10 protein-coding genes are annotated in these 12,673 nt (G+C 41.1%); 1 reads left to right on the forward strand and 9 read right to left on the reverse strand.

The window, feature by feature from the left end; translation table 11 throughout:
• Positions 1–70 precede the first annotated feature (70 nt).
• The gene (trxA, locus tag AB3G73_RS08175; protein ID WP_217721082.1) at positions 71–565 is read left to right on the forward strand and encodes a thioredoxin; all 495 of its coding nucleotides are present in this window, start codon (positions 71–73) and stop codon (positions 563–565) included.
• Between the two features lie 85 nt (positions 566–650).
• Here trxA and AB3G73_RS08180 read toward each other — a convergent pair whose 3' ends face one another.
• The 9 genes from AB3G73_RS08180 to AB3G73_RS08220 all read right to left on the reverse strand — a co-directional run bounded on the left by AB3G73_RS08180 (position 651) and on the right by AB3G73_RS08220 (position 12,646).
• Positions 651–1,799 (reverse strand): metallophosphoesterase, encoded by a 1,149-nt coding sequence (locus AB3G73_RS08180; protein WP_367744439.1) that lies wholly within the window; start codon positions 1,797–1,799, stop codon positions 651–653.
• A 20-nt stretch (positions 1,800–1,819) separates the two neighbouring features.
• A complete protein-coding gene (locus AB3G73_RS08185) occupies positions 1,820–2,986 on the reverse strand; it encodes a metallophosphoesterase (protein WP_195649467.1) in 1,167 nt (388 codons plus the stop codon).
• A gap of 24 nt (positions 2,987–3,010) precedes the next feature.
• Positions 3,011–4,468, reverse strand: coding sequence for a RagB/SusD family nutrient uptake outer membrane protein (locus tag AB3G73_RS08190; RefSeq protein WP_148364882.1), 1,458 nt, complete (start codon positions 4,466–4,468; stop codon positions 3,011–3,013).
• 26 nt (positions 4,469–4,494) lie between these two features.
• Positions 4,495–7,872 carry a TonB-dependent receptor gene (locus tag AB3G73_RS08195; RefSeq protein WP_148364881.1) on the reverse strand — a complete coding sequence of 1,126 codons (3,378 nt, stop codon included), beginning with the start codon at positions 7,870–7,872 and terminating at the stop codon, positions 4,495–4,497.
• Between the two features lie 10 nt (positions 7,873–7,882).
• Positions 7,883–9,052 (reverse strand): FecR family protein, encoded by a 1,170-nt coding sequence (locus tag AB3G73_RS08200; RefSeq protein ID WP_367744443.1) that lies wholly within the window; start codon positions 9,050–9,052, stop codon positions 7,883–7,885.
• A gap of 85 nt (positions 9,053–9,137) precedes the next feature.
• Entirely contained in the window at positions 9,138–9,686 is a 549-nt protein-coding gene (locus AB3G73_RS08205) for an RNA polymerase sigma-70 factor (RefSeq protein ID WP_148364879.1), read from the reverse strand.
• Positions 9,687–9,750: 64 nt separating this feature from the next.
• Positions 9,751–10,467 (reverse strand): LytTR family DNA-binding domain-containing protein, encoded by a 717-nt coding sequence (locus tag AB3G73_RS08210; RefSeq protein WP_195649463.1) that lies wholly within the window; start codon positions 10,465–10,467, stop codon positions 9,751–9,753.
• Complete coding sequence (locus AB3G73_RS08215) at positions 10,464–11,570, reverse strand: sensor histidine kinase (RefSeq protein ID WP_367745422.1); 1,107 nt, start codon at positions 11,568–11,570, stop codon at positions 10,464–10,466. Before AB3G73_RS08215 ends, AB3G73_RS08210 begins: the two co-directional genes overlap by 4 nt.
• Positions 11,570–12,646 carry a sensor histidine kinase gene (locus AB3G73_RS08220; RefSeq protein ID WP_234132870.1) on the reverse strand — a complete coding sequence of 359 codons (1,077 nt, stop codon included), beginning with the start codon at positions 12,644–12,646 and terminating at the stop codon, positions 11,570–11,572. Before AB3G73_RS08220 ends, AB3G73_RS08215 begins: the two co-directional genes overlap by 1 nt.
• Positions 12,647–12,673: the final 27 nt, after the last annotated feature.

A 12,673-nucleotide genomic window follows, 5' to 3' on the forward strand; every position in this document is an offset into this window, starting at 1 on the left:
AATTGCTATTTTTTACTCCCTTTATATCCCCTATCTTTGCAACAGAGAAAACAAAAAGAAAGAATAGTATATGAAACTAATGAAAGGTTTATTGAGTGCTTTTGCCGTTGTATTGGCAACCACAGCTTGCGCAGGCAACAGCGGAGAAAATAAAAAGAGTAATGAATCAACTAAGGAGGACAATAAAATGGAAGTAGTAGCATTAAATAAAGCAGATTTTTTAAAGAAAGTATATAATTATGAAGCCAATCCGAACGATTGGAAATTTGAGGGCAGCCGTCCTGCGATCGTAGATTTCTATGCTACCTGGTGTGGTCCATGTAAGGTGATGCACCCGATTCTGGAAGAACTGAGTAAAGAATATAGCGGTAAAGTAGATATCTATCAGATTGATGTGGACAAAGAACAAGATCTGGCAGCGGCATTCGGTATCCGCAGCATCCCTACCCTATTGATGATTCCGATGAAAGAGGAACCTAGAATCATGCAGGGAGCTATGCCCAAAGACCAGCTTAAAAAAGCAATTGATGAATTTCTTCTGAAACAAAATAACGAAGCAAAGTAATAGACTTCGACTTTTTTCTCGTCATGGTGACTGCCCTCTATTCGTCTTTTGAAGATGGATAGAGGGCTAGTTCTAATTAGGCTCATTATAGTTTTCTCTGAACACCGTCGTCACCAACAACGTAATAAACCCCATTGTCTATCAATACAGCCCGTCCACGTTTTTTCTTCCGATTCTCCTTATTGTCAACATTGACAGCGATGACTTTACCATTATAAAAGGTTGAAATATCCTTGAAGATAGTGTGCCCCACAAGGATGTGTTTTACCATATAACGATCCAACATCATTTGTAAAGAGTCCTGTACCAACGGTTTATACTTGGGATCTTCTCTCACCAGGCCGCGATACCAGATCGGACCGTCATTGCCATACAGAAAATCAGTCAATGGAGAAAGTGCCTTACGCTCTTTTTTGCTCATGAAAAGTGCCCGGCTCATTTCCTCATTTACAGTGAGGATATTCAATTCCTTATCATAGAATAATTTTCCTAATCCGGCATGTACATATAAATCGGTTCCAATGATTTGCATTGTATTACGTGTTGCAAGCCAACGCCCCAATTCGGTATTTGTGCCGAATAATGAAGGATATTCCACTCCCAGTTTTTCTGCCAGCAATTTATATTTATCTTTTGTATAGCGAAGATCGTTGGACAACACCAGAGCCTCATGGTTTCCCAAAAGGAAAGAGACATGACCTCCTGCTTTAGCCGCTTCGTCTTCCAATTTATAGAACAGCCAAAAAATCTGCAGTACATCCTTGCCACGGTCAAAAATATCTCCGATAATCACCAAATGATTGCTACCGAAATTCCATTGATAGTTATCATTAATCACTCCATTTCCTTGCAACAGACTAATCACACAATCCAGCCGCCCATGAGGATCGGACATCACAAAAACTTTTTCCGGACGGGTATATTGCCACTCCGGTCTTTTTAATGGATGGAGTTTTACATCAAACGGATACCGTCCCTCATGATCCGTCACACGGAAACTGAAATCTTTAGGTAATGTCGCATAAGTCTTATCTGTAATCCGTCCTTTCTTATTGACATTAATAACCCGTGTACTACCGTCTGCCTGATAGAGTATATAGGGTCCGTCACCAGACAATTTCTCTTTTTTCTCTTTCTTCTTATCTCCTGAATGATAAGTTCCGGCCTGAATGCCGGAACTTATTAAAACGAGAACAAGAGTGGAAAGAAATAATCTCAAAAAACGAGTGCTCATATTCTTTTCTTTCTTGAAGTTTATTTTTTAATCGTTACTAATTCTCCTTCGTCATTGATGGCTTTAATATCATCCCCTTCAATAACTACGGCACGAGTTTCTTTTTCAAAAGCCTTGGGATGATTGACACAAATATCATATACCTTTTTATCATAGGTATACTTCACACGACTATTTTCCGTATGACCGATAATAATACGTTTGACATCATATTGAGCCAGAAGTTTATCTACATCCGCTTCCTTTATCGGACTGTACTCACTGCCAGTCTTAACCATTCCGCGATACCACAACGGACCGTTATAACTATCACTATAAAGGAAATCGGCAATCTCCGGATATTGTTTTTTCCGTTCCTCTTTTGAAAGGTAAATGCTCTTGCTCACCAGTTCATTGATTTCGGGAATCGTCTCTTCGCGTTCCATAAACGCCTTACTCAATCCTGCATGAACATAAAGGTTTTCACCTACAATCTGAATGGTGTTTTTAGAACGCAGCCAGTTACCCATCACATTCGTCAGTCCCCACATTTTTCCATAGGTCATGTTCATCGCTCTTTGCGAAAGAGTGTTGTATTTGGCATACGTATATTTCAGATTATCACGCATTATCATTTCTTCGTGATCCCCCAAGATGGTTGTCACTCTGCCACCAACGGCTTTCGCCTCAAATTCCAATTTGTATATGAGCCATAAAATAGGAAGCACGTCTGCCCCACGATCGAAAATATCACCATCAATCACCAAATGGTTACTGCCATATATCCATTCATATTTATCATTAATCACTTCCCCTGTTTTCAGAATAGCGGCAAACAAGTCGAAACGCCCGTGAAGGTCGGATACGGCAAATGTTTTAGCATACTCTGTACGGTCTTCCCATGCCGGACGTTCAAAATTCTCAATCTTATTAATGGGTACCTGAAAAAGGAGTTGATTATCATCCGAATACACATCCAGTTTCAATCCGGCCGGTAATCCGGACTCTTCACGAATGTTCAATGCATTATCTTTAGTCACTTCCAGAATTTTAAGTTTACCGTTTTCATAGAAAAGGTAAGGACCATCATTACGGAAATGAGTGATTTCAGCTATATCCGGTCCCACGGGAGTCAGATCTTCCCCGCACGAATAAAAGGTCGTGATGAACAAACCCAAAAGGAAATAGATGCTATATATCTTTTTCATAATTTCTATACGTTAATGCGTTAATTAATGCAATTCATATTCCGGATTCTGAACCATGTTTTCATTGTACTCCATTTCGTGATTAGGAACAGGAAGAACGATTTTATAATAACTCCAATCAAACTCAACTGCTTCATTGGGAACTTCGCTCAAATAGTCTTCACGTATCACTTTCTTGTTGTTTCTAAGCAGATCAAAGAAACGTTGTCCCTCGCCCCAGAATTCAATGCGACGCTGTTCAAGCACCAGATCCAAATTTATGTCTTCGTCCGCCACAGCATCCAGGTCCTTGCCCGTACGTGCATAAATCGGTTTCAGATACTTGCGCGTATTAGGTATATCATTCTTCTTAACCGCAGCTTCAGCCGCATTCAGATAGAGTTCCGACAAACGGAAAACCGGGATATTGGCATCTTCATACGATTTAGAACCTTGTGCCGGATATTTCAAACAATAAGGTTTACTGCTACTTGCCGTAGAAACCATCTGACTACGGACGTCATCGGAATTATCTTTCATGTAGTTTTTCCAATACTTTTCGGTAGCTATCAGATTATATTTCGTGCTAAGATAACCGATGGATGATTTTCCCGGACTATCAGTTGTCAGATTCACAATTTCGAACAACAGTTCACTATTGAACGGAGTAGCCCATATCTCAGCATATTCATCATTGGTCCACAACTTATAGCCTTGTTTTTCCGCACCTTTGACAGCTTCAGCAGCCACATTATACGCCTCACCGTCATTACCCATGTAGAGGTAAACCCGGCTCAATAATGTCATAGCCGCCCATTTATTGATTTTACCCTCTTTCTTTACCGGACGAAGCAGTTTCACCGCATCTGTCAGGTCGTCTGTGATGGCCTTATAACATTGGGCAGTCGTATTGCGGGAAGGTTTGATATTCTTATCTTCTACCACTTTATCAATGATGGGCACAGCCAATGATGCCCCGTTATCTTTCAGATAAGGATACCCGTAAATACGTGTCATATCGAACAGCAACAAAGCACGTATTGCCAAAGCCTCTCCTTTCAAATCATTATAATACTCCTGCTCTGTCAGTTTCTCCAGTTTCGGAGTTGTAATTTCCCGATCGGGAACAAGCCTTATCTTTTCAATATCCCTGAATAAAATGTTCAGGTTCTTACCAATACCGTAGTACATTCCCCAGAAGCCACTAGGTCCATTCGTCTTATTATACTTGAATGTATAGAAACTGACATTGGTGCTGGAAGACTTATAAGATTTCATGTCATCTCCCCTCAAATCACCATAGCAGAACATATCCGCTCCATAATAACTGGATGACTGCATACTGCTGTATGCACCGTTCAGCACAAATTCAAAATCCCTTAATTCGGTCAATGAACCGTCGGTTTCTATAGCTGTGGAAGATTGCAAATCTAACCAGTCATTTCCGCAACTACTCAATAAGGTTGCAAAGACACCTAAAGCTATATATTTTATCTTTTTCATACTTATTCATTTATAGATTAATGCACTTAGAATTTCACTTCCAAACCGAATGTATAGGTTCTCATCGGAGGAGTATCCCAACTAGGTGATGAACCCGATTCGGGGTCAATATAATCGTATGCCGCCCAAGTTAGCAGGTTATTGCCCGATGCATACAGACGTATATTGTCTATACCCACTTTCCGGGTCCATGTCTTCGGCAGTGTAAAGCCGAAAGTCAGATTCTTCAGACGAACATAATCTCCACTATATAAACGGCGTGTCGTAGCATAGTCTGTCATTGATATAGATCTACCGATCACAAAACGTTCAATGTTAGTTTCATCGCCCTCCTTCTGCCAGCGTTTCCGGTAATAAATAGGAATGTTCAGTGTTCCGTTGCCACCATGTTCCAGTTTGCTTGCCGAGCCGTCATAGTTCCATGCTCCAAAAGAGAAATTCACGTTAAAATTCAGATCAAACCACTTATAAGAGATGCTGTTACCCAGTCCACCGGTGATAGTAGGATCGGCACATTGCAGTATCACTTTTTCCGCACTACGAGGATCTTTAGTAGTTTCTTTGTTCAGGTTTCCATTTTCATCCGTCGTATTCTTATAAAACATCGGTTCGCCGTCTGCCGGGTCGATGCCTGCAAATTCAATCATGTAATAGGTAGAATAGGGCAAACCGACCTTATGAATAGATGTCCCGCTGGTTACTTGTTTCAAATCTCCGTCCAACTTCAGGATTTTATTGGCATTATGTCCCAGATTCAAACTGGTGCTCCAACGAAAATCTTTTGTCTCGATATTAGTTGAACGAATTTCCAATTCATATCCCTTGTTTTGTAATTTACCAATATTGGCAAGATAACTGGAGAAACCTGTTGCAAGAGATAATGGACGGCTGTAAAGCAGGTTTTTCGTTGTACGGACATAATATTCAAATGTAACATTCAGCCTGTTGTCGAAGAATCCCAAGTCGATACCGGAGTTGAAGTTGTAGTTGGTTTCCCAAGTCAGTTCCTTGTTTTCCAGTTGCGACTGCGTGATACCCGGATTGTCATTATAATTACTGGTCAGACTGCTCAATCCCATATAGCCATAATAAGAAGACGGCAATGTTCCGTTCACACCGTAAGAGACTCTAAGTTTCAGGTCACTTAACCAGTTCTGAAGAGGTTTCATAAAACTCTCGCTACTCACTCTCCATGCACCGGACAATGACCAGAAATTTCCCCAACGATTCTCTCTTGCCAATCGCGAACTTCCGTCTGTTCTCCAACTCGCTCCCAGATAGTATTTGTTGTCATAGTCATAGTTGGCACGTGTGATATAAGAAACAATACGCGTCGTACTGTTAGAACCTCCCATACTCTGATACACTACACCATTGTTCACTTCCGGTTTATCCCAGCGTGCAAAATTAGAGATAGTAGTTCCCAGCCCATCCGACTCCTTACTGTTGATTTCATAACCAGCCAAAAGGTCCAGATTATGTTTTTTCTTGATCTTTGTCTGATAAGTCAGGATATTAGACCATGTCATATTGGTAATATCATTGTAATCCTTGCTGAAACGTCCGTTATCATCGTCACCGTCACTGGTGCGCGGGTCTTTCCATGCACGAGACTTATTCATCACAAAATCATAGCTGAATGTAGACGCAAACTTGATTCCTTTCCAAATATCGAATGATGCATATACAGTATTGAAAGAACGAGTCGCATATTCTCTCTTAAAATTATAAGAATTTGATAACATCGGGTTACGGTCATCCAATTTGATTAATGCACGGTTCCAAGTGCCGTCTTCATTCCATATAGGGTCAGACGGTGTGGCTCCATTACGTGTACCGTAAATTGGAGAAGTATACGATGTACCCTCCGAATAAGTATCCTGATTCACTTTGGAGAACTGTATCTTTGCACCGATATTCATCCATTTAGCCATCTGATAGTCTACATTCAAACGTGCAGAAATACGTTCCAAACCGGAGTTTATCGTAACACCATCCTGCTTCATATAACCAATGGACGTATAGTATTTAATCTTTTCCTGTCCGCCGGAAGCTGAAAACTCGTAATTCTGGTGGCTACCATTACGGAACAAATAATCATCCCAGTTCACAAAACCACACCAAGGAATCGGTGCATACTGGTCAATATTCGAATCGGCATAAGCCCATGCTTCATTCTCGGTCATTCCCTGATGAAGTCCTACCTCATCATCGGTCTTACCGCTATAAGTTAAAGCATAATTCCGAAGCCCCTCGTGAATCAGGTTACGACGTTCCTGTCCGCCCATCAATTCGCGGAAAGGCATGGCAAAATTAGAGAAGCCCCAATCCGATTTCAATTTAAAGACCGGTTTACCTGCTTTTCCTTGTTTCGTGGTAATAATGACAACACCATTCGCTGCACGCGAACCATAAAGTGAAGCAGCAGCGGCATCCTTGATAACAGTGATGCTCTCAATATCCGATGTATTCAAGGTAGACATTACATCCAAACCGGAATCACTACCGGATGCACCAATATTACCTGACAATACGGGAATACCATCCACCACATACAGCGGAGAATTGGAGGCATTGAACGACCCCATACCACGGATACGGATGGACGTTGACGAACCCGGTATACCCGAACCGGTATTCACGCTAACACCGGGAGCCGCACCCTCCAACATCTGTTGGAAAGATACATTAGGCACATCTTTCACAGCATCTGTCTTTACGATACTGGCAGAACCTGCATAAGCCGATTTCTTGAAAGTACCATATCCCGTTACAATCACTTCGTCCAACAGGTTATTATCCACTTTCAGGATTATACTCATCGGCTTGCCGGGAGTTGCAACGACTTCCTGTGACGTATAACCGATATAAGAAACCATCAGAGTCACTTTCTTGTCTGTAACTTCCAGATGAAAATTACCGTCCATATCAGTCATCATACCGTTAGTTGTACCTTTCACGATGACATTAGCTCCGATTATCGGCTCTCCACTATCTTCAATTACTTTCCCTGTAATCGTATATTTCTCACGTGCAACAGTTTCCGTCCTAACGGGTTCAGCCTTACGGATGGCAATTACTCCATCATGAACTGTATAAGTCAGTCCGCTATTTCGCAGGCATTTGTTTAGCACTTCAGAAATCAGCTCATTCTTCACATCCAGATTTTCCACTCTGACTTTCTTCGCATCATTTGTGCTGTAGATAAAGGTAAAGTCCGTTTGTTTCTGAATTTCCCAAAGAACCTCATTCAGTGTTACATTTCTGAATTTGGCTGTAACCGTGGTCTGTGCGAATACAGATGCGCGCATCAGCCCTGAAGTCGTAATACAGAGAAAAAGGAACATCATACAAAGACGTTTTCCATATTTCCCAAATCTGGCAACATTACGTAGTTTTTCCATAAAACAGGGATTAATGATTAGTGAATATTTTGATAGTTTTTCCTTCTACTGTGACAGTTACTCTACCCGTTTGCTCCAACAATTTCACCAATGGGGTAATCTCATTATAGCGGTTAACATAGCAACCGAAGCGTAACTCCTTGGTCACCTCATTCTCATAGACTACATCCATATCATACCATCTGGCAAGAGTTTTCATGATGTCGTCCAACCGCTGATCTTTGAAATTGATCTTTCCATGTATCCATGAAGTATAAAATGCAGTATCTACATTGCGTACATTGATCTGGTTGCTGCCCGGAGTAATACAAGCCTGTTCCGATGGTTTCAAAATCCGGTTACTTCCATTTTCAGTCTGTACTTTTACAGAACCGCTGACAAGTGTAGTCTGATATTCTTCGTCTGGGTAAGCTGATATATTAAAAGTAGTTCCTAATACTTCTATTTTCATCCCTTTGGTTTGCACGATAAAAGGCTGTCCGGTTTTGCTTACTTCAAAATAGGCCTCTCCTTCCAGTTCTACCAAACGGCAATCCTGTGCAAACTGAACAGGGAACCGAATGGAACTCATAGAATTCAACTGTACTTTACTTCCATCGCTCAACGTCAGCTGATATTCACCACCACGAGGAACATTTACCTTATTATATGCAAGTTTCTCGGATGTCCGGGCGGGAGCCTGCTGATAATTCAATGCTGTAGAATCCACCTGAATGACTGTACCGTCTTTTTCTTTCAATTCCACACCGGAAGTGGACTTCAAATCAATTGCTTCTCCATTATCCAGAATAAGAACGGCTTTCTTACCACCCGGAACAATTTGCTCCGTTGCTTGAGATAACGGCTGGGGTTCATTACCGCTCTTATATATTGCAACAGTAGCAATAGCCACCGGAAAGATGAAAATGGCAGCATATTTACATATATTCAATATCCGGTTTCTGAACCGATGGCGTTGGATTTTTCTTTGCACTCCCTCCCATCCGTCCTCTGCATGGAAAGTTTGCCGCTTCTGCATATTCTGCTTTATGTTCTCTTCTTTGCAGATTTCCTGAAAAAGGCGTTCGTTTTCGGGTGATTCATTTCTCCACCGGGTCAATACCGCCTGTTCCTCTTCCCCGATTTCATCAGATAAGTATCTGGCAATGAGTCTTGCAATATAGAAATGTTGGTTTATCATAATTCACATGTTTTAATCGTTGTTTATACTAAAACAGGTGAATTGAAAATCAGGGTGTATTGAAAATGTTTTTTTTAAAAAGAAACTATAAAAAGTAAAAAACCAAGTAATAATAGTCTTTCAAATATACACGTAATTTACGGTAGGCAATCTTTTTCTGGGAGTGTACCGTTTCGCCGGAAATATTCAGTGTTTCAGCAATTTCCGGATTGCTTTTTCCTTCAAGCGCCAGTTGCATAATGCTTTTCATTTGTGGTGGCAGTTTTTCAATGGCCTCCACCAATATCCGGTAACTTTCTTCTGCTATGACCTTGTCTTGAAAAAAAGAATCTTTACTCATTTCCAAAACTTTCTGTGCATACTCGTTCATTACCTTGGTATGCTCCAATTCATTCAAAGATTTATTGCGTACCGACGTATAGAGGAATGATTTAATCTGATGCACATACATGAAATCATCGCGCAACTGCCACAATTTCACAAAGCACTCCTGAACAATATCAGCCGCTAATGCATCATTTTCGACATACTGATTAGCAAACATACATAGAGATATGTAATATTTGTCGAATATAGAACGAAACTGCGTCTCATCAGTTAACTTAATACTAATATAGTCTGTTGTGCCAATCACGTATTCTTTATTTTGGTTACAAATATACCATTTGAAAATTATGTAACCAAACAAAAATGAAAAATCACAATCTTTGTTTCATTACAAAACCCTCAAAAAAGTCGTCCCGGTAACTATTACCAATAGCAATTTCATACGATTTTATAAATATATCATTATTGTCAAATGATTCGATGTGATCGGTATTGACTATATAGGATTTATTCACCCGCAAAAAAACAGATTTGGGTAATAAATCGAATATAGCTTTCAGACTCATGCGAGTAATGATACGCTGGTCGTTCAGTTGAAGAATGACGTAATCTTTCAATCCCTCAATAAAAAGAATATCGGAGAAATTCACTTTGAAATACCGGCGTTCTGCCTTTACGAAGAAATATTCAGCGGCAACAATCGTTTCGATAGCTTCTTTCTCTTCTTTCAATAATAGAGAATGGTAGGATAACGCTTTATCCACTGCCTTTTGAAAACGTTCCGCTTCGACAGGCTTGATCAGATAGTCGATTGCATCTACTTCATAGCTATCCAACGCATATTCTGTATAAGCTGTGGTGAAAATAACCAGTGTCTTTTTGGAAATCGTACGGGCAAACTCTATTCCTGTAATCCCGGGCATCTGAATATCCAGAAAAACCAGATCGACTGCCTGTTGCTCCATAAAGTCGGAAGCAGTTGCAGCACTGTTAAAACTGCCTATCAACTGGAGGCTATCGAGTTCGTCTATCAATAACTTCATGGCCTCACGTGCCAAGGGTTCATCATCTACAATGATACAATTCATAATGTTATACTTAAAATTACAGAATAGAGATTTTCATCTTCTTTTTGTTCCAACTTATAATGTTCAGGATACAGTAATCCTAACCTACGCTGAATATTGGCAAGTCCGATTCCACCGACTTTACCCTGCCGGACTGCAACAACCGGTTGAGAATTCTCACACCGGAATTCCAGCCGGTGAGCATCCACCTTAAAAACTACATGGACATACGAAGAATGCTCACTATCAAAACTATGTTTCACCGCATTTTCCACAAAAGGAATGAATAATAAAGGCTGAATCCAAATGGAATCCACTTCTCCCTCCTGCCTCAACGTAAACTGGAAATTGTCACGGCGTATCTTTTCCAGATTCAGGTAGTCATTCAGGAAACAGATATCCGAAGCCAACGAAACTCTTTCACGCGAACTGTCATTAATCTGATACCGTAGCAAATCTTCCAGTTTGAAAAGTACTTTGGAAGCTTCTTCCGGACTTTTCTTTATCAGGACATTGGCATTATTCAGCATATTGAAAAGGAAATGCGGATTGATTTGATTCTTGAGAAATGTCAGTTCGGATTGCAAAGTAGTGGACTCGAGTTCGTCAATGCGCAGATTGTAGCGAAGCCAATGGGTAAACAAAGATATTGTCGTGGAACCTGCCGTGAGAAATCCGATAGTGAGCAACCCGGAAATCACATTGATAGCAGTTGTATACGGATCAGGATTACCCGGCAGAATCACCTCGAAAAGCAATCCTTGAGTAACCGAAAGAAAGATAATCACTGCTATATTTGTAGCTAAAGCCGCCAGCACATACCTCCCCCAACGATTCTTCAGCAAAAGACAGGGAACCAATAAATACAAATTGACATATATCACTATGTTCATTGATGCAAAATACACAAAGCATCCTCCCAAACGACGCCAGAGGGAAACACCCTGCAAAGGCTCATACCCAAAAACATTGATGGCAATCAACAAGAGCACCGCCTGTAACAGCAAATGCCTGTATATCCTGTAATGAGGACTCAACAGAAAAGAGGGGACTGTCAACTCTTTTATGCTTTTATCATTCCGGTTTCTGCCCGTCCTGCCTTTATCATCTTCTTTCCATCCCATCATTCGCCTCCTTTCAGTTCCAGTTGTATACTACATTCCGTCAATAATAGCCCGTAACGGTTGCCATACAGCAAGTTCAATCTCTGCCTGATTCGTTCCAGCCCTTTATCCGCCGACAGATTGACTTCCGGACAAAGGCAAGTAAACCATATCGTGCCCTGTTCCGCTTTCAGATGGATATTCAAAGAAACAGGAGCCGATACCTGCTGTTCACTTATCTGCTCCACTATATGTTTCACAAAAGGAACGAAAAGCAAGGGCGGAACCAACATCCGGTTCACGTCTCCTTCCGAAGTAAACAAGTAGCTGAACCGGGGCTGAAAATTCTGTTCCAATGTCAGGTAGTTGGTAAGGAAAGTAATTTCACTGCCAAGCAAAACTTTGGCCCTACTGCAATCATAAAGTTGATAACGGAGTAACTGGCTTAATTTCATCAATATCTTCGAGGCTGTTTCCGGATCGTCCTGCGTGAGTTGTCCCGCACGATGCAGTGTCTTGAAAAGGAGTTCGGGACTCACCTGTTCCTTCAACTGCTCCACTTCCGACAGCACATGGGCTTTTTCCATTTGCGAGACACGCTGATGATCTACCATCCACTCTTTCAAAAGCAACGTCACCGCCCCTCCTATCATGCAGAGCGTGGTCAGCAAGAAGGAAGAAATATAATCCATTATCATAGGTAGCGAGAAGTAATATTTCCGCACCTGAAGCTCCGGCCAATTTGAGAAAACAGTATATTCCGTTACCATCTGCATTACGAGTGCGGCTATCATGGCCGCAGAGAGCAGTGACAGATAAGCCAGATAACGTCTTTTCAGCAAATATTGCGGGAATAAGTGAAAAAGATTCAGATAGATCACGGCAAGATAGGCGAGCAGGTACAAAAAGGTAAACACATAAACCCATCCCCCCAATACCTCCCGGTAGTCTATAAAAATAATAAAGACCTGATTTAAGGAAATCACGCTTAATATGGCAATAAGCAGCAGATAACGCCCCCATCGAAGCTCCGGGCTTGTGAGAAATCGGTACAATAAGGTGGATTCTTTACTTGCCGTAGCAGTTTCAGTTATCATTCATTTTATATTTAAAAGACGAAGATA

The organism is Bacteroides sp. L008 (assembly GCF_040812255.1).
Classification (GTDB): Bacteria; Bacteroidota; Bacteroidia; order Bacteroidales; family Bacteroidaceae; genus Bacteroides; species Bacteroides vicugnae.

What these genes read in the sequence shown, in the direction of transcription:
- AB3G73_RS08185 (WP_195649467.1), bottom strand. Translation starts at nt 2,986, where the DNA reads ATGAAAAAGATATATAGCATCTATTTCCTTTTGGGTTTGTTCATCACG.
- AB3G73_RS08200 (WP_367744443.1), bottom strand. Translation starts at nt 9,052, where the DNA reads ATGATAAACCAACATTTCTATATTGCAAGACTCATTGCCAGATACTTA.
- AB3G73_RS08190 (WP_148364882.1), bottom strand. Translation starts at nt 4,468, where the DNA reads ATGAAAAAGATAAAATATATAGCTTTAGGTGTCTTTGCAACCTTATTG.
- AB3G73_RS08215 (WP_367745422.1), bottom strand. Translation starts at nt 11,570, where the DNA reads ATGGGATGGAAAGAAGATGATAAAGGCAGGACGGGCAGAAACCGGAAT.
- AB3G73_RS08210 (WP_195649463.1), bottom strand. Translation starts at nt 10,467, where the DNA reads ATGAATTGTATCATTGTAGATGATGAACCCTTGGCACGTGAGGCCATG.
- AB3G73_RS08180 (WP_367744439.1), bottom strand. Translation starts at nt 1,799, where the DNA reads ATGAGCACTCGTTTTTTGAGATTATTTCTTTCCACTCTTGTTCTCGTT.
- trxA (WP_217721082.1), top strand. Translation starts at nt 71, where the DNA reads ATGAAACTAATGAAAGGTTTATTGAGTGCTTTTGCCGTTGTATTGGCA.
- AB3G73_RS08220 (WP_234132870.1), bottom strand. Translation starts at nt 12,646, where the DNA reads ATGATAACTGAAACTGCTACGGCAAGTAAAGAATCCACCTTATTGTAC.
- AB3G73_RS08195 (WP_148364881.1), bottom strand. Translation starts at nt 7,872, where the DNA reads ATGGAAAAACTACGTAATGTTGCCAGATTTGGGAAATATGGAAAACGT.